This window comes from Calidithermus chliarophilus DSM 9957 (assembly GCF_000430045.1).
GTDB lineage: Bacteria > Deinococcota > Deinococci > Deinococcales > Thermaceae > Calidithermus > Calidithermus chliarophilus.
In genome coordinates this window covers 10,525-32,452 of sequence record NZ_KE387027.1, presented here as the reverse complement: position 1 = coordinate 32,452, position 21,928 = coordinate 10,525, and the positions used below count along the sequence as shown (strand labels likewise).

The following is a 21,928-nucleotide window of genomic DNA, read 5'->3' as shown; positions in this document are numbered from 1 at the left end:
GCCTCCTCGGCTGGAAAAGTATAACGATTCCCGTAAAGCAGCGTGCGGAATTTGTACTTCCCTCGCTCACGGGGAAGAATAGGGGCGATGAGCCACCCGCTCTTCCTCCCCGCCGAAGCCGCGCCCCCCGAGGCCAAACCCCTCCCCGAGCTGCCCCTGCTGGTGCTGGTGGGCCTCACCGGGGTGGGCAAGAGCAGCCTGCTCGAGGCCCTCGCCTACCCCACCCTCCCCGACCGCCGCGAGGTGGTGGACCGCTACGTGCTGCCGCTGCTCGGGGCCGAAGGCCAGGCCCTCGACCGCGCCGAGCGCTTCGCCCTGACCCGGCGCTTCCGCGAGACCCACCCCGGCGGGGTGGCCCAGGCCCTCAGCCAGGCCCGCACCCTGCCCGCCTGGCCCTTGCTCTTCGACGGGCTTCGGGGGGAGGCGGAGGTGGCCTACGCCCTTGAGCACCTCCCCCTCGCCCGCTTCGTGGTGCTCGAGGCCCGCGACCTCACCCGCCTGGCGCGGCTGCTGGGGCGCGGCGACCGCTTCGACCGGGTGAGGCTCGACGCGGCCGACATGGACGCCCTGCGCGGCACGGCACAGGGGGTGCTGTCGGAGGAGGAGCTCGAGGAAGCGCTGTCCTGGGGCTTCGAGGCCCGGGAGCTGCTCGCCAAGCTCAAGATCGTGGCGGAGGAGCGCAAGAACTACGACCCCGAGGGGCCGCGCAGGCTGCTGGGGGGCCACCCCCGCGCCCTCTTCCTCGACACCGAGGCCCTGAGCGTGGCGGAGGAGGCCGAGCGAATCCGGGCCTTCGTGGGAGGGGTGCATGCCCAGCATTGACGCCATCCGAGCGCGGCCCTTCCGCATCCCGCTGCGCGGGGCGCTGCGCTGGGGCAAGGCCAGCGAGATGGAGGCCATGGAGCACGTGCTGCTCGAGGTCACCCTCTCCGACGGCTCGGTGGGGCGGGCCGAGGTCCCCCCGCGCCCCACCATCTACGGCGAGACCCAGGCCACCGTGCTGGCCGCGCTCGAACACCTCGCCCCGCGGCTGCTGGGGCTGGAGGCGGAGGACGCCGAGGCCGTGCAGGCGGTGTTGGGCAACTTCCCCGGCCACCCCACCACCAAGGGCGGCCTCGACGTCGCGCTGTGGGAAGCCTGGGCCCGCTCGCAAGGGCAGGAGCTGTGGCAGGCCCTCGAGCCCCACCACGACCGGGTGCGGGTGAGCTACATCCTGGGCATCGCCGAGGCCGAGGAGATGCTGCGCGACGCCGCCGCGGCGTACGCGGCGGGGGTGCGGGTGTTCAAGGTGAAGGTGGGGCGCGACCTCGAGGGCGACCTGGAGCGCCTGGCCCTGCTCAAGGAGCACTTCCCCGACGCCGACCTCTACGCCGACGCCAACGAGACCCTCGACGCCGACAACGGCGAGCGCTACCTCAAGGCCTGGGCGGCGGCCGGGCTGTCGTACGTGGAGGAGCCCCTGCCCGTCGAGGAGGTCAAGGCCCGCAAGGCCCTGCGCGAGACCCGCTGGCTGCGCTTCATCGCCGACGACTCCTGCTTCACCCCCCGCGACCTGCGCCGCGAGTTGCAACTGGACACCTTCGACGTCCTCAACGTCAAGCCCGCCCGCACCGGCTACACCCAGAGCCTAGCCATGATGGGGCTGGCCCAGCAGGCGGGCAAGGGGGTGATGGTGGGCTCGCAGGCGCTGTCGAGCTTCGGCACCTACCAGACCGCCCTGCTGGCCTTCCTCGAGCCCGTCACCGAGCCCTGCGAGCTGGCCTTCCACCTCAAGGCCGAGGGCGGCTTCCTGCAGTTCCCCCCCTTCCGCGACGGCTGGCTGCACTGGGCAGACCTCCAGGCCTGCCGCTTCGAGCCCGAAGCCTTCGAGAAGTACGCCGCGTGAGCCTCCCGCCGCGCCTGCTCGAGGTCTTCCGGCTGATCCACGCGCGCCTGGAGGCCGAGGGGATCGACTGGGCCCTCACCGGCAGCCTGGCCTTCGCGATGCAGGGACTGGAGGCCCTTCCCCGCGACATCGACATCCAGACCGACCGCGCGGGGGCCTACCGCTTCGAGGCGCTGTTCCGGGAGCACCTGACGCACCCGGTGGGCACCGACCGCGCCGGGGAGCGGGTACGCTCGCACTTCGGCGACTTCGACTTCGGCGGGGTGGCGGTGCAGGTGATGGGCGAGTTGCAGAAGCGCGACCCCCTCACGGGGGAATGGGAGCCGCCCACCGACCTCCAGCGCCACCGCCGCTTCCTCGAGTTCGACGGGATGCGCGTCCCCGTGCTCGACCTGGCCTACGAGGCCGAGTCCTACCGCCGGATGGGGCGGCTCGAGCGGGCGGCGCAGCTCGAGGCGCTGGCGGCACGGCGGCGGCGAAGAACGCTATAGTGGGGTGATCAAGCCAGCAGGAGGTGTCGCCGTGGTCCCACGGGTTTTTCGGCTTTCCGGCTCGAGGCTGCTCCGGGGCTGCCTGGGGCTGGGGCTCGCGGGCTTGCTGCTCGCCGCCAAGCCCAACCCCATGGTGCCCTTTCCCCAGGACCACCGCCAAACCCTGGTGAGGTACGCGGTGGTGGACCGCAGCGACGGCAAGTCCCGCGACCTCTACGTCTCGGCGCAGGGCCTGGAGGCCCTGCGGCAGGGGCTGCCGCTGCCGGTGGGCACCACCCTGGCGATCGAGACCTTCAGCGGCGACGGGCGGCAGGACGCCGGCGGGCGGCTGGTGCGGGCCAAGGAGGACAACCAGCTCCACGTCATGACCAAGCTCCAGCCCGGGGAAGGCAGCCGGGTCTGGGGCTTCGGGGCGTACACGCTCGACGGCAAGCCCGAGCCCGTGGTCATCGAGATGCCGGGCAACTGCCTGGTCTGCCACCAGGAGGCCGCCGACGACGACCTGGTGATCTCCAAGGCGATGCTCGAGCGCTTCGCCGCCAGCGGCGAGCTCCAGTACAGCCGCTGCAACCTCTCGGGGCGGCAACTGTGCACCCCGCGCTGAGCGCGCGCCGCGAAGGGACGGAAGCCCCATGCGCACCCTGAAGACCGCCCTGGCCCTGGCCGCGTGTGCCGGGCTGTGGGCCCGGGCCGAGTCGAACTTCCCGCTCCTGGGCACCGACACCACCCGCTCGACCATCCCGCTCGAGCAGGTCCTGAGCGCGGGCCCGCCGCCCCAGGGCGTCCCAGCGCTGGGCTTCGGGGGCGACCGCACCGGCCGTTTCGCGGCCACCCCCGCGCCGGCCTTCGTGCCCCTGGAGCGCTCGAGCTGGCTGGACGCCCAGGAGCCGCTGATCGTCCACGGCGGCAAGGGCTACCCCCTGCGGCTCCTGCTGTGGCACGAGGTCGTCAACGACCGCGCCGGCGTCCCCGTCGCCGTGGCCTTCAGCCCGCCGAGCCACAGCTTCGCGGTGTTCGACCGGCGCGTCCCCCTCACCCCCGAGCAGCGCGACGCGGTGCTCCGGCTCGACCCGGCCGCCCGGGTGCTCCCGCTCGACGACGACTTCCGCGCCCGCTACCGCGAGCAGACCGGCCGGGAGGCCCCGCCGTGGGGCCTCGAGGTCACCTTCGGCACCTCGGGGATGCTCTACAACGCCAACCTCCTGATGTTCGACTCCGCCAGCGGCAGCGTGTTCTCGCAGTTCCTGCACGCGGGGGTGGTGGGCACCCTGGCCTCGGCCGAGCTGCTGCGCCTGCCGGCCCAGGTGGTGAGCGCCGCCGAGTTCGCGCGGGCCTACCCGCAGGGGCAGGTGCTCTCCCTCGAGACCGGCTACCCCCGGCCCTACGCCCAGAACCCCTACCTGGGCTACGAGCGGCTCGAGACGCCCGGCTTCGTGGGGCGCGTCCTCGAGGACCGCCGCCTCCCGGCGAGGGAGCGGGTGCTGGGCCTGGAGGTGGGCGGCGAGGCGGTGGCCTACGCCTTCTCGAGCCTGGCCCGGCGGCGGGCGGTCAACGACCGGGTGGGCGGGGTGGACGTGGCGGTCTGGTGGGCGCCGGGGACCCGCAGCGTCCTGGACGCAGCCACCATCGCCCAGGCCAAGGATGCCGGCGCGGTGGGGGTCTTCCGGCGCACCCTCGAGGGCCGGACCCTGAGCTTCGAGTGGGACGGGCAGGGCTGGACCGACCGGGAGAGCGGCAGCCGCTGGAACCTGCTGGGGCAGGCGGTGGAGGGCCCCTTGAAGGGCAAGCGCCTGACCCCCCTCCCCCACGACGTGCCCTTCTGGTTCGCCTGGACGGCCTTCCGGCCCGAGGCCCAGCTCCGCTAGTGCGCCTCGCGCAGGCCTTCGAACAGGTCGGACTCCCTGACCCGCCCGCCGTTGACCAGGCTGAACACCCGGTAGAAGTGGCTCCAGCCCCAGACCCGCTCGTGGGTCGCCTCCGCCAGCGTCCGCAGGCGGGCGAGCGTGTGCGACTGGCTCCGGTGGCACTGGATGGCCTCCCAGGCGGCCCGCCAGTGCGCCGTGGCGTCCACGCGGGTGGTGATGGCCCAGTCGGCCCAGCCGGTGTGCGGCCGCCTGACCCCGTCCACGGTCATGCCGATGTCGCCCAGGGCCTGCCGGGCCCACTCGACGAGCTCGAGCGAGTCGACGAGGTAGTACAGCTTCTGCACCCGGTGGGGCGGCTGGGGGTCGGGGTAGCTCGAGTCGGCCGCGCAGACCACCGCCCCGCAGGTGAGCTGCGAGACGGCGATGTGGTCGGGGTGGCCGGTGTGCCCGTCGGGGCTGAAGGTGACCACCACCTCCGGCCGCACCCGCCGCAAGTGCCCCACCAGCCGCCATGTGGCCTCCCGGGGGTCGGCCCGGTCGAGCCCGCCGTCGGGGTAGCCCAGGAAGGCCACCTCCCGCACCCCCAGCACCCCGGCCGCCGCCCGCAGCTCGGCCTCGCGCACGCGGCCCACGGCCTCAGGGCCCGGGTGCTCCTCCTCCAGCCCCCGCCAGCCCCGCTCCCCCCGCGTCGCGCACACCAGATAAACCCCCACCCCCTCCGCCGCGTACTTCGCCAGCGTAGCCCCCATCCCCAGCGACTCATCGTCGGGGTGCGCGAAAACGGCCATCAACCTGAGCACTCGCTCCACGTCGCCTCGCTTTCTGAGATAACAGAAAGCCGTCAGCTATCAGCCGTCAGCCGTCAGCTTATGGCTCCTGGTTGCCCCTCCCCTTCCCTCCACGCCGGCGGGGAGGGTTTATCCCCCCCAGCCCCCCTTGTTAAGGGGGGTGAAGAAAAGGCGTTTAGCGTTTGGCGTTTGGCGTTTTGCGTTTGGCGTATTGCGTACGACGTACTACCCGCGTTCGGCATCCGGCCATCGGCTATCGGCTATCGACCCTCGACCCCCTGCAAGTGCCGCTTCTTGAACAGCGCGATCTGCGCGGAGTGCTCGCGCTTGTGGCCGTAGTAGGTGTAGACCAGAAAGTCCTCGAGGTCGTACTCCGCGCCGTACCAGTCCAGCAGGCCGGCCTGGCGGTAGGTCTCGAGCGGGACCCACCGGGCGAGGCCCATGGCCTGGGCGTGCCAGTCCTCGTACTCGTGCAGCACCTCGGCCGGGCTACGGCCCTGGCGCAGCGCCACCTGCTCGTCGTTGAAGCGCTCGTGGCTGCGCAGGCCGTCGAGGGTCGGGGTGGGGCGGCCCGGGTCGGTGAGGGAGCCGAAAAGCTCGGCCAGGGCCTGCTCGTAGGAGGCCAGGTGGGCCACGACGTCGCGGACCGACCACACCCCCACCACCCCCCGCAGCTCCCAGGCCTCCGCGGGAAGCCCCTCGAGGGCCCGCATCAGCGTCAGATGCCCGTACTTCAACACGTCCAGCGCGTGCATACCCACCTCCTCACCAAGAATCGCGGGTCGTGAGTGGACGGATGCTCCGGGAAGCAGGGACGGGTTCTATCCCCGCGGCAGTGACGATATCCCCCATCTTAACCCCGCGCCCACGTTCTCAGCCAGCCCTCAACTGGCCCACAGCCGGGCCTCAGCCGCCTCCATAAAGCTGCGGCGCGAGCGGCGACTGTTTGCGCCCCCCGAGGCTTCATGCACTCCCTGGACCGCGCCCCACTCGAGCGCACCCTGGAGCCCGCACGCTCAGGTGTGCGGGCGGGCTCGAGCCGGTCCGGGCACGGGCTCGAGCAGCCGCCCTGAGCCGGGGGCCGCGCGATGCCCTGCCGGCCCTCGGCCCGACGCCTCTCACCCTTGATATCCTGATTAGCTGAAAATGCCCGACCCAGAACCCTTGCCCACCCCAACCTTCCAGGAGGCCGGGAGGAACAAGGCCAGCGCGGACCCCGTGAACCTCGAGGCGACCCGCCTGGCCGACGCCCTGCCGCACCCCGCCTGGATCGTTACCGGCGACGCAGGGGCGGTGTTCTTCAACCGGTCCTTCCTGCGCTTCACCGGCCTGACCCCCTCCCCCGACCCCCAGGCCGTCCTGGCCCAGGCCCTCCACCCCGACGACCGCCCCGGCTGGGAAGCGGCCTGGTCCCGGGCGCAGCAGGGTGAGCAGGACCTCGAGCTGCGCCTGCGCCGCCACGACGGGCAGTACCGCTGGTTCAGCGCCCACCTGGCCCCGCTGGACGGGGCGGGGTGGGCGGTCACCTGCACCGAAGTGGACGCGCTGCGCCGCGCCCAGGCCGACCTGATCGGCACGCGCGAGCAGATGGGCGAGGCCTTCTTCGCCCTCGACCGCGACTGGCGCTTCACCTACCTCAACCGCGAGGCCGAGCGCCTGCTGGGGCGCTCGCGCGAGGAGCTGCTGGGCAAGGGGATCTGGGAGGAGTACGCCGACGCGGTGGGCAGCGAGTTCTACCGGCAGTACACCAAGGTGATGCAGGAGGGCGTCCCCGCGGCCTTCGAGGCCTACTACCCGCCGCTGCAGAGCTGGTTCGAGGTGCACGTGCACCCCGAGGCCGCCGGGCTGGCGGTGCACTTCCGGGCGGTCAACGAGCGCAAGCAGGCCGAGGCCGCGCTCCAGCAGAGCGAGCTCAAGCACCGGCAGCTCTTCGAGACGGTGCCGCTGGGGGTGGTGTACCAGGACGGCGAGGGGCACATCCTCGCCGCCAACCCGGCCGCCCAGCGCATCCTGGGGCTGAGCCTCGAGCAGCTCCAGGGCGTGACCTCGCTCGACCCGCGCTGGCGCACGGTGCGCGAGGACGGCAGCCCCTTCCCCGGCGAGGAGCACCCCGCCATGGTGGCCCTGCGCACCGGCCAGGCCGTGCAGGACACGCTGATGGGGGTGTTCAACCCGCTGCTGGGCGAGTACCGCTGGATCAGCGTCGACGCCACCCCGCTCCTCGAGGAGGGCACCGGGCGGCCCACCCAGGTCTACACGGTGTTCCGGGACGTCACCGAGCAGCGCAGGGCCCAGCAGGCGTTGCACGAGAGCGAGAACCGCCTGCGGCTGATCCTCGAGTCCGTGGGCGAGGGCGTCTACGGCATCGACGCCGAGGGGCGCTGCACCTTCATCAACCCCGCCGCCGCCCGCATGCTGGGCTACGCGCCGGAGGAGGTGCTGGGCCAGGACATGCACCGCCTCGTCCACCACGCCCGCCCGGACGGCGAACCCTACCCGGCCGAGGCGTGTCCCATCCACCGGGCGTTGCGGGACCTGCGGGGCTGCCGGGTGACGAACGAGGTGTTCTGGCGCAAGGACGGCGCGCCGCTGGCCGTGGAGTACAGCGCCCAGCCCATGATCGAGATGGGCGAGGTGCGGGGCGCGGTGATCAGCTTCGCGGACGTCACCGAGCGCCGCAGGGCGGAGACGGCCCTGCGGGAGAGCGAGGCCCGCTTCCGCGCGATGGCCGACAGCGCCCCCGTCATGATCTGGGTCACCGAGCCCGACGGGTCGTGCAGCTTCCTCAACCAGCCCTGGTACGACTTCACCGGCCAGACCCCCGAGGGCGGCCTGGGCTACGGCTGGCTCGAGGCCGTCCACCCCGACGACCGCGAGCGCTCGGCGCAGATCTTCCTCGAGGCCAACGCGCGGCGCGAGCCCTTCCGGCTGGAGTACCGGCTGCGGCGCAAGGACGGGGAGTACCGCTGGGCCATCGACTCGGCGCGGCCCCGCTTCGGCCCGGGCGGGGAGTTCTTGGGTTACGTCGGCTCGGTCATCGACATCACCGAGCGTCAGCAGGCCCAGGAGGCGCTGCGCCAGAGCGAGGAGCGCTTCCGGGCCCTCAGCGAGCACGCGCCCATCGGCATCTACTTCTCCGACCCCACCGGCTACAACCTCTACACCAACCCCCAGGCCCAGAAGATCGGGGGTTACACCCTCGAGCAGGGCATGGGACGGGGCTGGGTCGAGTTCATCCACCCCGACGACCGCGAGCGGGTCATCGCCGAGTGCGGCGCGGCCACCCGGGCCGGGCAGAGCTACGAGATCCGCTACCGCTGGCTGCGGCCCGACGGCACGGTGCGCTCGAGCCGGGTGCTGGGCGTGCCGCTCACGGGCGCGGACGGGCAGGTGGTGGGCTACGTGGGCACCGTGGAGGACACCACCGAGCGCGAGCGGGCCGAGGAGGCGCTGCGCGACAGCGAGGAGCGCTACCGCAGCCTGGTCGAGGCCACCGCGCAGATCGTGTGGACCCGCGACGCCTCCGGCCAGTTCGCCGCCGAGCAGCCGGGCTGGGCGGCCTTCACCGGCCAGAGCTTCGAGGAGTACCGGGGCTGGGGCTGGCTCGAGGCCGTCCACCCCGGCGACCGCGAGCGGGTGTCGCGGACCTGGCGCGAGTGCGTGCGCGAGCAGCGGCTGTACGAGATCGAGTACCTGCTGTGCCGCCACGACGGCGAGTACCGCCACATGCAGGTGCGGGCGGTGCCGGTGCGCGCCCCCGGCGGCGGCGTGCGCGAGTGGGTGGGCATCCACACCGACGTGACCGAGGAGAAGCAGGCCGAGCGGGCCAGCGCCTACCTCGCCGCCATCGTCGAGTCCTCCGCCGACGCGGTCATCAGCAAGGACCTCACCGGGGTGATCACGAGCTGGAACAAGGGCGCCGAGGCCATGTACGGCTACACCGCCGAGGAGGTGGTGGGCAAGCCGGTGACGGTGATCATCCCGCCCCACCTCGCCGCCGAGGAGGAGGAGATCCTCGCGCGCGTGCGGCGCGGGGAACGGGTGGCGGAATACGAGACGCTGCGGCGGCGCAAGGACGGCCTCGACCTGCACGTCTCGCTCACCGTCTCGCCCATCCGCGACCGCGCGGGCCGGGTCGTCGGGGCCTCCAGCATCGCCCGCGACATCACCGAGCGCAAGCTGGAGGAGGAGCGGCTGCGCTTCCTGGACGACGCCAGCGTGGTCCTGGCCTCCAGCCTCGACGTGGAAGAGACCCTGCGCTCCATCGCCCGGCTGGCGGTGCCGCGGCTGGCCGACTGGTGCAGCGTGAGGCTGCCGGGCCCCGACGGGAGGCTCGAGGCCCTCGAGATCGCCCACACCGACCCCGAGCGGGTGCGGCTGGTGCACGCGCTCTCGGTGGAGTACCCCGAAGACCCCGAGGCGCCGAACTCGGGCCCCCAGCTCCTGCGCAGCGGCCGGTCGCTGCTGGTGAGCGAGGTCACCGAGGAGGTGCTCCTGGCCTCCGCCCGCGACGAGCGCCACCTCGAGCTGCTGCGCAAGCTCGAGCTCGGCTCAGCCCTGATCGTGCCCATGATGGTGGGCGGGCGGGCGGTGGGGCTCATCGGGCTGGGGATGAACCGGGGCAAGCGCCGCTTCGGCGAGCGCGACCAGGCCCTGGCCGAGGAGCTCGGGCGGCGCGCGGCGGTGGCGCTCGAGCACGCCCGGCTCTACCGGCAGCTCCTGGAGCGCGAGGCCCAGTTCCGCAGCCTCGCCGACTCGCTGCCCCAGCTCTCCTGGATGGCCGACGCCAGCGGCCACGTCTTCTGGTACAACCAGCGCTGGTACGACTACACCGGCGCCACCCCCGAGGAGATGGAGGGCTGGGGCTGGGAGGCCGTGCACGACCCCCAGGTGCTGCCGGAGGTGCTGCGGCGCTGGCAGGCCTCGCTGGACAGCGGCGAGCCCTTCGAGATGGTCTTCCCGCTGCGCGCGGCCGACGGGCGCTACCGCTCCTTCCTCACCCGCGCCGTCCCCCTGCGCGACGAAAAGGGCCAGGTGGTGCGCTGGTTCGGCACCAGCACCGACATCACCCAGCAGATCGAGACCGAGGAAGCGCTGCGCCAGCAGCTCGAGCTCAACGCCACCATCACCAACAACTCGACCCAGGCGCTGTTCATGATGGACGCCCGGGGCTACTGCACCTTCATGAACCCCGCCGCCGAGAAGATGCTGGGCTTCACCCTCGAGGAGATCCGGGCCAAGCCGCTGCACGACATGATCCACCACCACCACCCCGACGGCCGCCCCTACCCCAAGGACGAGTGCCCCATCGACCGCGCCCTGCCGGAGAACTTCGACATCCGCGAGCACGAGGACGTGTTCATCCGCAAGAACGGCGAGTTCTTCCCGGTGCTCGTCGCCGCCAGCCCCATCTTCGACGCCCAGGGCCGCCCGGTCTCCACCGTCATCGAGGTGCGCGACGTCACCGAGCGCAAGCAGGCCGAGGAGGCGCTGCGGGCCTCGGAGCGGCGTTACCGCTCGCTCGTGGAGAACTACCCCGGCGGGGCGGTGATCCTCTTCGACCGGGAGCTGCGCTACCTGCTGGCCGACGGCCTGGGGCTCGCCGACGTGGGCCTCTCGAGCGAGGCGCTGGAGGGCCGCACGGTCTACGAGCTCTTCCCCCCCGACCTCGCCGAGCAGCTCGCCGCGCTCTACCGCCGGGCCCTGGCCGGGGAGCACGCCAGCACCGAGGTGGCCTTCGCCGACCGCATCTACCTGCTGCGGGTGGCCCCGGTGCACGCCCCCGACGGGGAGGTGCGCCAGGGGCTGGTCTTCACCCAGGACATCACCGAGCTCAAGCGCCTCGAGGCCGAGCTGCGCACCCTCAACGCCGAGCTCGAGGCCCGCGTGGCCCAGCGCACCGCCGAGCTCGAGCGCTCCAACCGCGAGCTCGAGCAATTCGCCTACGTCGCCTCCCACGACCTGCAAGAACCCCTGCGCATGATCAGCAGCTACGCCCAGCTCCTCGCCCGGCGCTACCGCGGCCAGCTCGACGAGAAGGCCGACCAGTACATCAACTTCGCCGTCGACGGGGCCAACCGCATGCAGAAGCTGATCCAGGACCTGCTGGCCTACTCGAGGGTGGGCACCCACGGCCGCGCGCTCGCGCCCACCGACGCCGGGGAGGTGCTGCGCAAGACGCTCGAGGACCTCCACCTCGCCATCGAGGAGAGCGGCGCGACGGTGGAGGTCGGCCCCCTGCCCACCGTCCTCGCCGACCGCAGCCAGCTCACCCAGGTCTTCCAGAACCTCGTCGTCAACGCCCTCAAGTTCCGCCACCCCGAGCGCACCCTCCACCTGCGCATCGAGGCCGCCCGCCACGACGGCATGTGGCGCTTCATGGTGCAGGACAACGGCATCGGCGTGGAGAGCCAGTACTTCGAGCGCATCTTCGTCATCTTCCAGCGGCTGCACGGCCGCGAGGACTACCCCGGCAGCGGCATCGGGCTGGCGGTGTGCAAGAAGATCGTCGAGCGGCACGGGGGGAAGATCTGGCTCGAGAGCAAGCCGGGCGAAGGGAGCACGTTCTACTTCACGTGGCCGGGGGCGGAGGAGGGTCGGGGGGCGGTAGCGGGGCGGTAGGCGTACGACGGGTGTCCAACGCTGAACGCCGATAGTCGATAGTCGATAGTCGATAGTCGATAGTCGATGGTCGATGGCCGATGGCCGATGGCCGAGTGCCCGACGCTTTCGTAGGGGCGAGCCAGTGGCTCGTCCTACTCTTGATCCATCCCCGCGCACGCGGGGAAAGTGCGCCGGTCTGACCGTGCCTCATCTGTCGCACCGGTTCATCCCCGCCTGTGTGGGGAAAACGCGTGATCCTCAGCCGCGGAGTTCGGGGGGCTCGCGGAGGCTGCGGGTCTCGTAATGGCTCATACCAGATTCGGTTAGTTCGGCGCCGGACGGCGGCGCCGCCCCGCCCTGGCGGGGCGGCCGACCGAAGTTATCCGCGTGGCGGAGGGCGGTGCCGCCCCTTGGAAGGGATACGCTTGCTTCGCCGACCCTCAGGGAGGGGTGTGCTCTGGGGTTCAAAAAGATAGCCTCTGGGGGTCTTTGGTTTGGATGATCATCTTTTTGAATCCGGTATCACCCCCTAGCGACGGACAGGAGGCCGAAACCGAGGGCTTTTGCGTGGCCCAGGCCGCCGGTGAGGGTGTTGTTGAACGCCTCGAGTTCGGTGATCCTGAGGTGGCCCTCGTAGAGCACGGCCTGGAGCACGATGGGGCTGCCCCCGCCGTGCTTGAACGTCCGGACGCGTTCGCTCTGCGCGACCGTCGCGCCCAGCACGGCGAAGCCGCCTTTCTCCCCCTGGCGTGACAGCCACTCGAGCTGCTCCTCCACGCCCCTGAGGCCGTGGCGCTTGCGTCTTTCGGGGTTGTGGGGGTCCTTGCGGGTGACGGTGGGGTTGGCCCGCAGGCGGAAACGCAGCACCTGGCCGGGCCGGAGGTGCTCGAGGGGCACCGGCTTGGACTCGGGCGCCCGGGCGAAGTAGCCAGGGTAGCGCTGCTCGAGCCGCTCCCACTCGGGAGGCCGTGGGCTCTGCACCAGCACCACGGGGGCCCGGCCCGCCTCCAGCCGCCACAGGAAGCGGGGCGGGGCCTGGCCCTCGCCGGCGAGGGCGCGGCAGAGGGTGGCGTGGAGCTGGTAGGGGCTGGCGAGGTCGGCGCGGGCGCGGGCGTGCCTATGGTCGGGCCGCAGTCGGCTCAGGTACATGCTTGACCTCCCGGTAGTAGCTCTGGACGTAGCGCGCGGCGAACTTTCGCCTCGCGAAGCTCGAGCGCGGCTGGTCCATGCGCAGGCTGCCCTCCCAGCCCCGGCTCTCGACCACGAGGCGGCGGCTGACCTCCCGCTCGTCCGGCCCCGGGGGTACGAGCAGGGGGTACTCGGTGAGGGCCTGCTCGAGCCCCTCCTCCCGCCAGCCGCCCGGGAGGTAGACCCCGGGGCTGGGCACGTAGGACTTGCGGCCCAGCGCCAGCGGCCAGACCGGGTTCTTCAGCGCCCGGTGGGCGCGTTGCAGCCATTCGACCGCCTCCGGGGCCTCCCCCTCGAGGCCCGCCAGGAACACGGCGTCGGCCAGGTAGTAGCGGCGGGAGATGGTGGTGGCGCCCCGCTCGTCCTGGGCGGTGAGGTAGTCCACGCGCAGCACGCCCTCGCGGTCCACCCGCACGCCCAGGCGGCAGCGGGCCAGGGCCAGCACCGGCTCCTCCTCGGCGCGGTCGACGCCCATCGCCGCGCACAGCAGGCCGATCACGCCGCTCTTGGAGGGCTCGAGGTCGGTGTCGCGCTCGTCGAAGCGCGAGCGGGTGCCCCACGACTGCATGGGGCCCGCCAGGCGCAGCAGCAGGGTGGGCACCTCAGGCCCCCAGGCCGGCCCGCACCTCGGCCAGGGTGCGGCCGATGAGCTCGTCCAGGCTCTCCACCGGCTCCCCGAGCCGGCTTTGGGCGTCGGTGAGGTTGAGCACGAAGGCGGGGCCGTTCTGGCCGTAGGCCGCGGCGAGCTTCTCCCACCGGGCCTCGAGCCGCTCGACCGAAGCCTCGGTGAGGCTCAGGGCGGGCGACGGGCGCACCGGCTTCTCGAAGGCGTTGGCGAGGTTGCGCGGGTCGGCGCCCTGGCGCACCGTGACCGCGACGTACTCGGGGTCGTTGTGGGCGGCGAAGCTGTTCTGCTTGCCGCTGGACTTGGCCTTGACCATGGCCCGCAGGAAGGCCTCGAGGCCCCGCAGCACCAGCTCGTCGTCGCCCTGGAGGTTCTCGCGCAGCTTGGTGACGTCCAGTGCCACGTAGCGGTAGAAGCACGAGGAGCCGAACTCCACGGTCCCCAGCATGTCGGCCCCGGCGTTGTCGTCCGGCTTGAGGTCGTCGACGGCGGTGTAGAAGTCGAACTCGCGCTCGAGCGCCGCCGTCGAGAGGGCGTGGGCCACCTGGCAGGCGGCCTCCTGGTTGGCCTGGGGCAAGTCGGCGAGCATCCGGCCGAACAGGGCCACGTCCACGGCCCTCCCCCCGTCCAGGACCTTCTCGAGCGCCTTCTTGAGCTCGGGCGGGATCGCGGCCTTGGCCTCCTTCTTCGCGTCCTTGGCCTTCCTCTTCCCCCCCTCCGGCTCGGCCTGCGCGTTGAGGGCGTCCCAGTGCCGGTCGATGAACTCGGCGACGCGCTCGACCTCGGCCTGGCCCAGGAAGAGCAGGTACTCGGTCTTGCCTTCCTCCGCGTCCTTGACCTTGAGCCCCACGCCGCCCAGCGCCGCGATGGCCTTGTGCAAGCTCTCGGCCTCGGGGCGGCCCCGGGCCTGCAGGGCCCTCACCAGCTCCTCGGTGACGCGCTTGGTGCGGCGGGCCATGTGCTCGGGGGGCACGAGGCCGCCGGCCCGCACGTACTCCCGCGCCGCCCGCTTGAGGCACTGGCTCGAGATGCGCCCCCGGCGAACCCCGCCGAAAAAGGCGTCCTTGGGGCTTCCGGTGTCGTCGCGGTTGAGGTTGGAGGGGGCGAAGTTTTGCAGGATGTGCAGCTCGATCAGGTGTTTCATGGTCGCTCCTACTCGGGTTTGTTCAGGTTGATCTGGAGCCGGACCACCTTCCAGCCCAGGCCCCGGCGCTCCATCACCAGCCCCTCGCCCGGGCTGCCCTTGCGGTGCACCAAAACCTCGGAGAAGCCCCGGCGCTGGACGCCCCAGTCGCGGACGGCCTCGAGGTCGCCCTGCTGGGGGGCTTCACCGGTGCCGACGCTCGCCAGCCCCTCGGGGGTGACGAAGGCGTCCACCAGCCGGTCCACCATCGGGCCGGCCAGCATCAGCCCCAGCGCGCCGAAGCCGGTGTCGTCCTTGCTCGCCTCCTCCAGCAGAACGCGGTTGAACTGAGCCTTGAGGCTTTCGCGCACGCGGGGAAAATCGACGTAGCGCTCGAGGGCCGAGGGGTTGTTGCCTTGGATGGCCCGCTGGATGCCCCGCAGGGCCAGATAGGGCGAGAACCAGGCGTAGGCCAGGGCCAGCACCAGGCCGCCGGCCGCAACAGGAATGAGCAGCTTTCTCGTGTCCACTAGCCCTCCCCCCGCGGCTTGCGGAAGATCACCACGTTGAGGGGGCGGTAGGTGGCCTGAGCACCCCCGAGCGCGCCGAAGCACCCCGGAGGCTCGACGGTGTTGACCGTGTCGATGCGGTAAAACTCCCAGCCCTGCCGGGCCTCGGCGTCCAGCACCCGGCTGAGCAGGTCGGCGGCAGCCGTATCCCGATTCCTGGCGTTTACCTCGATGTCGCGAGGTAGTTGAATCGCTTTGTATTCGTAGTTCATGCCGTGGCCTCCTGACCATGGGTTTCTTCCACTTCCTCCATGGGCCGATAAAAAGCCTGTGCCCACTGCCGCTTGACGGCCTCGAGGTCGTGCTGCCGGTGGATGAGGTCTTGCAGCAGCCGCTCCCAGTTGAGCGGGATCCCCCTCGAGCGCAGCAGGCCCACCAGGTGGCGCAGGTGCTCGGGCAGCTGGCCGTCGTCGGCCTCCAGCAGGGCCAGGAAGCGCCGCTCGGTGGAGGGGGACTCGGACTGCTCGAGGTAGAGGCGCTTGAGGGTGCGCCCCAGGCTCTCCTTGGGGTCGCGGCTGGCCTCGGGGTGGGCCGCGAACAGGCCGGCCAGGAGGAAATACAGCCTGCGCCGCTCGGGGCCCAGCCCCACCGTGAAGCGCTCGATGAAAGGGAAAGCGTGGACGTACTCCCCCGGCTCGAAGGACAGGCTGTGCCGCAGCCGCGCCAACGCCGCCCGGTCCCCCTGCTCGACGAGCTTCTCCAGGTACGCGATGAACTCTTCCGCTTTGCTCAAAACCCACCTCCCCGACGGGTCAAGCCGTATTTCTCGCGCAATTGCCTGAGCTGCGCGTAGAACATCCCCTGAGCCTGCGCCGCCGCCTTCAGCGCCCGAACCCCGCCGCCGGTGCTGCGGACGGTGATGTCCCAGGCGTCGTCGGCGATCTCGATGAGCCACTCCCCCCACTGCTGCTCGACCCGTTGCTCGTTGTAGTCCTCCCGCAACCCCCCCAGCAGCTCGTAGAAACGCCGTTCCAGGCGGGCCCAGTACACCAGCCGCGCCGGGAAGCTCTGGACCAGGCGGCTCACGTCCTCCCCGGCGGCGGTGCGCCCGCCCGGGGCCAGGAGCTCGGCGGCCAGGAGGCGGCAGGCGGAGTTGAGATGGCCCCACACGCCGTCGGCCTCGAGCAGCAGCGCCTCGACCGTCTTGCGCACGTCGCGCTGGCCCAGGACGGGCTCGGGCAGCCGCCGGGCCTCCGAGCGCCAGAGCTCGAGCTTGCCCTGGTCGTTCATCTGCCCGTAGACCTCGACCACCAGGCCCCGGCTGGGGCGGCGGGTGCGCTCGAGCTCGCCGAACGTGGCGATGGCCCACTCGATCACGGCGGGGATCCGGTCGGCGCTCTCGCCCTGCTTGTGGGGCAGCAGGGCGGTGAAGTCGCGCCACAGGGCGCGGTCCTTGCTCAGGCCCAGCGGCAGGAGGCCCAGCTTGGCGTTGCGCGGGATCCGGTAGGCCACCAGGGCATCGAAGCCGAACTCGACGGGCCGGATGGCCGAGGCGTAGGCGAAGCTCCGCACGCCCACCTCCTTGCCGAGGGTCTCGGGGAAAAGCCGCACCGAGCGCGAGCGCCAGGTGTAGCGGTGGACGAGCCCCCGGGGCCGCTCCGAGGGGTCGCCCTGCAGGTAGGCGATGCGCGGGGGTTCGGCCTCCCAGACGGCCTCGTCGGCGGCGTGCTCCGCCGGGGAGTAGCCCACGAGGTTTAGGCACAGCGTCTGGTGCAGGTCGTCGCCCTGGACCAGGGTGTGGGCGGCCGTAGCCGTCGGCGCGGCGGGCGCGGAGGTGATGAAGCGCTTGATCAGCCCGCCCAGGCAGAAGGTCTGGTGCTCGAGCACCAGCCGCGCGGCCTGCGCCGGGGTGATCCAGCTATCGGGGTTCTCGGGCGCGCCCCCGCGCTTGGCGTAGTTGAACAGCGGGCTGGTGTTGCCGCTGCCGAACTCGGCCGAGAGGCGGCTCCAGTGCTGGGTGTAGCCCTCGGAGGGCATCTCGGGCACCTGGTAGAAGGGGTAGCGCGGGTGGAAGAGGTCGAAGCGGTCGTGGAAGCGCTCGAGGTAAGCCTCGATCACCCCGGCCGGGAAGCCCTCCCGCAGCCACCGGGCGTTCTCCTTAGGGCTCGTCGGGCCCTGCAGCGCGCGGTGGAGCACCGCCAGCAGGAAGCGGTGCAGGGCCACGACCTCGAGCGGGTCCTCGCTCTCGACGCGGCCGTAGGCCGCCGCGTTGGTCAGCGCCTCCCGCAAGCCGACCTCGCGGAGTCTGCCCGCCATGTCCCGCACGGGAATCCAAGGCTCTGAGCGCAAGTCGAAGCTGTACAAGCCATCACCTAGCCTTTCTGCTTGTGGTAGACGAGCCCTAAGGTCGCGTCGAGCTCGACCTCCGTGTTGCCGTAGCCGGCCCGCCCCCCCTTCAGGACCAGGGGGTAGCAGTTGCGCAGCAGCGGGTGCTCCTGCCAGCCCTGCGGGCGCCCGGCCTTCCAGAACTCCGCTACCAAGTCCGCGCGGGAGATGCTCAGGTGTTGCAGGTAGAGCTTCTTCGCCAGCCACCAGCGCCCCTCGAGCGATTCCTCGAGCCCGAACCTCACCCCCGCGCACTCGAAAGTCCCCTCGCCCAGGTCGTGGACGGGGATCACCGTCACGCTGGGGTCGCCCAGCCGGGTTACCGCCAGCAGGGCCCGGTGCTTCTCGGGGTTTTCCTCGGGGTCGTGCTGCTCGAGTGCGGGCACCCTCAGCCAGGAGCCGTCGAAGGGCAGGCCGACGACGGCCTGGACCGCCTGCGCCTGGTCCTGCCGGCCCTGGTTTTCCCGCGCGGGGGTGGCCTCGAGGATGGCCGCCTCCAGGCTTTCCGGGATGCCTCGCGGGAGCCCCGGCCCGTACACCGCCTCCACCAGGGGGTCGATGTCGCCGGGCAGCTCGAGCCCGGCGCGTCCGCGCAGCAGCGCGTAGGTGCGCAGGAGGATCGCCTGGTCGTAGACGCTCTCCCAGTAGAGCTTTTTGCCGGGGAGGTACTCGGCGTGCTGGAAGTCGGGGACTTCGGCCTCCTGCGCCAGGCCCATCACGTGGAGCACCGGCCGGGCCTGGTTGGGGGCGCGGTCGGCGCGGTTGTGCCGCCACAGCCGCCCGGCGCGTTGCAGGACGAGGTCGGCGGGGGCGAGGTCGGTGAACATCACGTCGAAGTCGAGGTCGAGGGACTGCTCGAGCACCTGCGTCCCTACCAGGACGGCCCTGGCCGGGCGGCGGCCCTGCTTGCCGAACAGGCCGAGGACGCGGCCCTCGAGCCGCTGGCGCTGCTCGGCGGGGTAGCGCGCGTGGAAGAGGAAGAGCTCGATGCCCTGGTCCCGGGCGGGCTCCTCGAGCGCCCGGTACAACTGCTGGGCCCGCTCGACCGTGTTGACCACGCAGGCCGCGCAGCCGCCCTCGGCCACGCTGGCGAGGACCTCCGGGACCACCCGGGCGAAGCCGGTGGGGAGGGCCTGGAGCCGGAGCGCGACCCGCCGGCTGGGGTCGGCCTCGAAGCTCACGGCCTCCACCCGGCCCCCGGCCACCTTGAACACCCGCGGGTAGGGGACACTCTCGGGAACCTGGCCCGCGCCGTAGGCCCGCAGCAGGGCCTCGCGCCGCTCTTTGGGCAGGGTCGCGCTCATCACGATGGCGCTCGAGCCCAGCGCGTAGAGCCAGCTCAGCAGCGCCTCGACCAGGCGGCTGGTGTAGGTGTCGTAGGCGTGGACCTCGTCGATGACGACGGTGCGGTTGCCCAGGCCCCACATCCGCACGAAGTTGTGCTTGAGCGGCAGCACCGCCAGCAGGGCCTGGTCGATGGTCCCTACCCCGTACTCGGAGAGCTGGGCCCGCTTCTTGCTGGAGAACCACTCCTGCGCGCTCACGGCGGGGCGGGAGTCAGGGGTTTTGCCCTCGTCCACGGCCCGCAGCCGGAGCTGGGCGTAGCCGTCGTTGAGCAGGGCGGCCCCGTGCAGGAGCTGCAGGTCTACCGGCTCGCCGCGGCCCATCCCTTCCAGGAAGCCCGCCGTGCGCTCGAACATGGCGTTGCCGGTGGCCCGGGTGGGCAGGGCCACGTACATCCCGCGATGCCCCAGGGTTTGTTGCAGGCGGATGTGGCCGTAGAACGCCGCCTCGGTCTTGCCCTCGCCCATCGGCGCTTCGATCAGCAACAGCGCGGGCTCGCCGCACTCCTCCAGCAGCTCGGCCACGGCCCGCTGCAGGGGACGCGGGGTATAGGTTTTGCCCTCCTTGTCGAAGGGCACCCGCTCGAAGGGGAGCTTATCCGGCCTGAGGGGCCTGCGCTCGCGCCAGCCGATGCGGTCGAGGGCCGCGCGGGCCTTGGCTGAGGCGGCGCGGTAGTAGCTCCCCAGGCAGTCCACCGGCGCGACGAAGCCGAAGAAGTCCTGGCTCGAGCCGATCCAATCCGCGAAGCTGGTGAGCCCGGCCAGGCGGTAGAAGCCCGCCCCGCCGAGCTCCGAAACCCCCGGCGCGTCCTCGGGGCCGGCCCCGAAGAGCTCGAGCACCGCCTCGACCAGCTCACGGCGCACGGCCTGCCAGGGGCCGGTGCCCAGCTCGAGTTCGCCCACGCCGTCCAACTCGGCCGGCGAGGCCCGCAGGCCGTGGTGGCAGCCCACGGCGTCGGCGGCCTGCCGGAGCAAATCCCACGCCAGCGCAGCACTCAGGGGGTGCTCCTCCTCCTCGAGCGCCAACTGGCTGACGAAGCCGTGGGGCACGTACTCCGGCTCCTTGGGCCAGGTCAGGCCCTGTTCCCTCACCCGCGCCGCCCCCGGCCCCCACAGGGCCTGAAAGGTCGGGCTGGCCTTGCCCAGGTCGTGCAGGGCGATCAGGCTCAGCAGCCAGGGCCGGGCCCGGGCGTAGTCGGCGTAGCCCAGGTCCCGGGCGTACAGCTCGCGGGTTCGCCGGGGCTCGCGTTCCAGAATCGCCTCGGCGCAGGCGGCCACGTCGAGCATGTGGTGCAGGAGGGGATGCCACGCGCCGTCGTTCCGCTCGCGGTCGCTCTTGCCCCACAAAGCCCTTGCAGCCCCCGAAAGCCTCATGGCCTCACCTTCCCGCCCCGCCGCGACAGATCCCGTCGCCGGGCGTCATCCCCCCGTCCCGCCCGGTCGCGGCTGTCCCCCGCGTACTCGCCGAGCACCTGCCGGGCCTCCTCGAGCCACCTCCGCCGGAGGTTTTCCGGCTCCAGCACCTCCACCCTGGGCCCCCAACCCTGCACCCAGGACAAAATCTCCAGGGGAAAGCCCTCGTTGTCGGTGCCCGCCATAAAGCGCGCCTCGAGGCCCCCGTCCGGCAGGTCCAGCAGCTCCATGTCGGGGTAGCCGCCCTCGCGCAGGCGGTAGGCGGCCTCCGGCCTGAAGCGCAGGCGCACCTCGACCGGCTCTCCCCCGCTGCCGCCCACCACGCCCCAGGCGTCGGAGAGGTAGCGGCGCGGGTCGAAGTCGGCGGGGATGCTGTAGGCCCCCGCCTCGCCGACGGGGCGGATGCGGCTCATGCGGTTGAGCTTGTAGGTGCGCAGCTTGCGGTGGTAGCCCCGCTCGTACCCGATGACGTAGACCCCCAGGTTGAGGCGGGAGATCTCGACGAAGTAGACCTCGACCTCGTTGCGCCGGGCCTGCCCCGAGCCGCCGGGCTTGCGGTAGTAGAACTCGATGGCCTGCTGGCGGAACCAGGCCTCGGCCACCTTGCCCAGCGCGTCGCCCTCGTCCAGGCGGCGGGAGAGGCGGCGCTTGAGGTCCTCGGTGCTGCGGATCGCCACGCCCTGGGCGGGCTCGGGCATGCGGCGGGCCAGCTTGAGGAGGGCCTCGAGGTAGATCGCGTTGTGCCCCGGGGCGTGGTGGTAGAGCATCCGCAGGGCGCTGTGGGTGACCAGGGCCTCCACCGGGCTGAGCTCCTCGGAGGTGAGGAGCCGGTAGCGCGGGGGCCGGGCGCGCTCGTCCAGCGGCACCGCCCCCAGGTCGCCGAGGTAGCGCTGGGCGGTGCGGACGTGAACCCCCAGCGCCCGCGCCAGTTCCCCCGCGGTGTAGGGCCTCGCCAGCAGCCACAGCCGGGCCTCGCCGAGGCGCCGGGCCTTCTCGTGGGTGGCGGGTTCCTGTCGCGCGGTTTTTCCCATGCTCGCTCGAACTCCAGGCTCTGGCCCGGAGCATAGCGACAGGACACCCAGCGAGTGTCCATTCGAACGGTGGGTGCTAGCGAACTATCAAGATATTTGCGCCTAATACGCTAAAAGCGAGCCCTCGAGCTGCTGGCGCCGCTCCTCCACCCAGTTGCTGTAGATGCCCTCCAGGAAGAGCTTCTTGGCGCGGGCCGCGGGGTCGTCCATGTCGTAGACCCAGTGGGCCTCGGGGTCGAGGCGCAGGGAGCCGCCCTCGCTGCGGACGCTCTGGGGCCAGCCCAGCGCCCGGCGCAGCTTGGCCACGTTCTCCCACAGCGACTTGTAGGCCTGGCGTCGCCCCTCCGGCGTGGCCGGGGCCTGGGGGTAGAGTGCCTCGAGCAGGGCGTCCATGCTCTGCTCCCCCTCGCCCTCGAGCAAGAACGCCAGCAGTTCGGCCGGGCGCCCGGTCGGCTTGAGGGGTACGGGCCGCCCGTTGACCTTCACCCGCAGCAAGCCCGCCGCCCAGACCTCGACCCTGGCCTGGGTGCGGGGCTCGAGCACCGGCCCCGCCGGGGCCAGCCGGGCGAAGAGCTCCGGGAAGCACAGCGCCTCCTCCCGGCTCCACAGGCTGGGCAGCCTGAAGCCCTCCAGCCCCACCGCCTCGCCCCGCCGCCGCGCCAGCTCGGCCCGCACCACC

17 protein-coding genes and 1 pseudogene are annotated in these 21,928 nt (G+C 71.9%); 6 read left to right on the top strand and 12 right to left on the bottom strand.

Annotated features, from left to right (window positions below):
• The first annotated feature begins 87 nt into the window (after positions 1–87).
• Genes MEICH_RS0117180 through MEICH_RS0117160 form a run of 5 tightly spaced genes read left to right on the top strand, consistent with a single transcriptional unit; the run spans position 88 to position 4,241 of the window.
• On the top strand, positions 88–822 hold the full coding sequence (locus MEICH_RS0117180) for a DEAD/DEAH box helicase family protein (RefSeq protein WP_027893613.1): 735 nt from the start codon (positions 88–90) through the stop codon (positions 820–822).
• Positions 809–1,885, top strand: coding sequence for an enolase C-terminal domain-like protein (locus MEICH_RS0117175; RefSeq protein WP_027893612.1), 1,077 nt, complete (start codon positions 809–811; stop codon positions 1,883–1,885). The genes MEICH_RS0117180 and MEICH_RS0117175 overlap by 14 nt, the downstream gene beginning before the upstream one ends.
• Positions 1,882–2,376, top strand: a complete 495-nt coding sequence (locus tag MEICH_RS0117170; RefSeq protein WP_051304309.1) for a nucleotidyltransferase domain-containing protein — start codon at positions 1,882–1,884, stop codon at positions 2,374–2,376. Before MEICH_RS0117175 ends, MEICH_RS0117170 begins: the two co-directional genes overlap by 4 nt.
• 31 nt (positions 2,377–2,407) lie before the next feature.
• Positions 2,408–2,980 (top strand): cytochrome P460 family protein, encoded by a 573-nt coding sequence (locus MEICH_RS25775; protein ID WP_051304308.1) that lies wholly within the window; start codon positions 2,408–2,410, stop codon positions 2,978–2,980.
• Positions 2,981–3,008: 28 nt separating this feature from the next.
• The gene (locus MEICH_RS0117160) at positions 3,009–4,241 is read left to right on the top strand and encodes a DUF3179 domain-containing protein (RefSeq protein ID WP_027893610.1); all 1,233 of its coding nucleotides are present in this window, start codon (positions 3,009–3,011) and stop codon (positions 4,239–4,241) included.
• On the opposite strand, the gene MEICH_RS27350 is transcribed toward MEICH_RS0117160, so the two are convergent.
• Complete coding sequence (locus tag MEICH_RS27350; protein ID WP_051304307.1) at positions 4,238–5,029, bottom strand: PIG-L deacetylase family protein; 792 nt, start codon at positions 5,027–5,029, stop codon at positions 4,238–4,240. The genes MEICH_RS0117160 and MEICH_RS27350 overlap by 4 nt on opposite strands.
• A 260-nt stretch (positions 5,030–5,289) precedes the next feature.
• A complete protein-coding gene (locus MEICH_RS0117150) occupies positions 5,290–5,784 on the bottom strand; it encodes a maleylpyruvate isomerase N-terminal domain-containing protein (protein WP_027893609.1) in 495 nt (164 codons plus the stop codon).
• A 391-nt stretch (positions 5,785–6,175) separates the two neighbouring features.
• Between MEICH_RS0117150 and MEICH_RS29845 the strand changes: the two genes are divergently transcribed.
• Positions 6,176–11,650 carry a PAS domain S-box protein gene (locus tag MEICH_RS29845; RefSeq protein WP_084542403.1) on the top strand — a complete coding sequence of 1,825 codons (5,475 nt, stop codon included), beginning with the start codon at positions 6,176–6,178 and terminating at the stop codon, positions 11,648–11,650.
• Positions 11,651–12,154: 504 nt separating this feature from the next.
• Here the strand turns inward: MEICH_RS29845 and cas6e are convergent.
• The 10 genes and pseudogenes from cas6e to MEICH_RS29505 all read right to left on the bottom strand — a co-directional run.
• Entirely contained in the window at positions 12,155–12,781 is a 627-nt protein-coding gene (gene cas6e / locus MEICH_RS0117140) for a type I-E CRISPR-associated protein Cas6/Cse3/CasE (protein WP_027894322.1), read from the bottom strand.
• Positions 12,750–13,421, bottom strand: coding sequence for a type I-E CRISPR-associated protein Cas5/CasD (gene cas5e / locus MEICH_RS0117135; RefSeq protein ID WP_027893608.1), 672 nt, complete (start codon positions 13,419–13,421; stop codon positions 12,750–12,752). The genes cas6e and cas5e overlap by 32 nt, the downstream gene beginning before the upstream one ends.
• 1 nt (position 13,422) lies before the next feature.
• Entirely contained in the window at positions 13,423–14,589 is a 1,167-nt protein-coding gene (cas7e, locus tag MEICH_RS0117130) for a type I-E CRISPR-associated protein Cas7/Cse4/CasC (protein WP_027893607.1), read from the bottom strand.
• A gap of 8 nt (positions 14,590–14,597) precedes the next feature.
• Positions 14,598–15,098 (bottom strand): DUF2939 domain-containing protein, encoded by a 501-nt coding sequence (locus tag MEICH_RS30285; RefSeq protein WP_027893606.1) that lies wholly within the window; start codon positions 15,096–15,098, stop codon positions 14,598–14,600.
• A complete protein-coding gene (locus MEICH_RS30280; protein ID WP_027893605.1) occupies positions 15,098–15,349 on the bottom strand; it encodes a hypothetical protein in 252 nt (83 codons plus the stop codon). Before MEICH_RS30280 ends, MEICH_RS30285 begins: the two co-directional genes overlap by 1 nt.
• Complete coding sequence (casB, locus tag MEICH_RS25760) at positions 15,346–15,870, bottom strand: type I-E CRISPR-associated protein Cse2/CasB (RefSeq protein WP_051304305.1); 525 nt, start codon at positions 15,868–15,870, stop codon at positions 15,346–15,348. The genes MEICH_RS30280 and casB overlap by 4 nt, the downstream gene beginning before the upstream one ends.
• Positions 15,867–17,426: a type I-E CRISPR-associated protein Cse1/CasA gene (gene casA / locus MEICH_RS0117110; protein WP_275052629.1), complete on the bottom strand. Its 1,560-nt coding sequence runs from the start codon at positions 17,424–17,426 to the stop codon at positions 15,867–15,869. Before casA ends, casB begins: the two co-directional genes overlap by 4 nt.
• Positions 17,427–17,449: 23 nt before the next feature.
• On the bottom strand, positions 17,450–20,179 hold the full coding sequence (locus tag MEICH_RS0117105) for a CRISPR-associated helicase/endonuclease Cas3 (protein WP_027893603.1): 2,730 nt from the start codon (positions 20,177–20,179) through the stop codon (positions 17,450–17,452).
• Positions 20,176–21,249: a helix-turn-helix transcriptional regulator gene (locus MEICH_RS25755; protein ID WP_084542400.1), complete on the bottom strand. Its 1,074-nt coding sequence runs from the start codon at positions 21,247–21,249 to the stop codon at positions 20,176–20,178. Before MEICH_RS25755 ends, MEICH_RS0117105 begins: the two co-directional genes overlap by 4 nt.
• A 102-nt stretch (positions 21,250–21,351) precedes the next feature.
• Positions 21,352–21,928 (bottom strand): annotated as a pseudogene (locus MEICH_RS29505) (tetratricopeptide repeat protein); the annotation flags it as partial.

What these genes read in the sequence shown, in the direction of transcription:
- MEICH_RS0117105 (WP_027893603.1), bottom strand. Translation starts at nt 20,179, where the DNA reads ATGAGGCTTTCGGGGGCTGCAAGGGCTTTGTGGGGCAAGAGCGACCGC.
- MEICH_RS25755 (WP_084542400.1), bottom strand. Translation starts at nt 21,249, where the DNA reads ATGGGAAAAACCGCGCGACAGGAACCCGCCACCCACGAGAAGGCCCGG.
- MEICH_RS0117150 (WP_027893609.1), bottom strand. Translation starts at nt 5,784, where the DNA reads ATGCACGCGCTGGACGTGTTGAAGTACGGGCATCTGACGCTGATGCGG.
- MEICH_RS0117175 (WP_027893612.1), top strand. Translation starts at nt 809, where the DNA reads ATGCCCAGCATTGACGCCATCCGAGCGCGGCCCTTCCGCATCCCGCTG.
- MEICH_RS0117160 (WP_027893610.1), top strand. Translation starts at nt 3,009, where the DNA reads ATGCGCACCCTGAAGACCGCCCTGGCCCTGGCCGCGTGTGCCGGGCTG.
- MEICH_RS0117180 (WP_027893613.1), top strand. Translation starts at nt 88, where the DNA reads ATGAGCCACCCGCTCTTCCTCCCCGCCGAAGCCGCGCCCCCCGAGGCC.
- cas7e (WP_027893607.1), bottom strand. Translation starts at nt 14,589, where the DNA reads ATGAAACACCTGATCGAGCTGCACATCCTGCAAAACTTCGCCCCCTCC.
- MEICH_RS29845 (WP_084542403.1), top strand. Translation starts at nt 6,176, where the DNA reads ATGCCCGACCCAGAACCCTTGCCCACCCCAACCTTCCAGGAGGCCGGG.
- MEICH_RS27350 (WP_051304307.1), bottom strand. Translation starts at nt 5,029, where the DNA reads ATGGCCGTTTTCGCGCACCCCGACGATGAGTCGCTGGGGATGGGGGCT.
- MEICH_RS30280 (WP_027893605.1), bottom strand. Translation starts at nt 15,349, where the DNA reads ATGAACTACGAATACAAAGCGATTCAACTACCTCGCGACATCGAGGTA.
- cas6e (WP_027894322.1), bottom strand. Translation starts at nt 12,781, where the DNA reads ATGTACCTGAGCCGACTGCGGCCCGACCATAGGCACGCCCGCGCCCGC.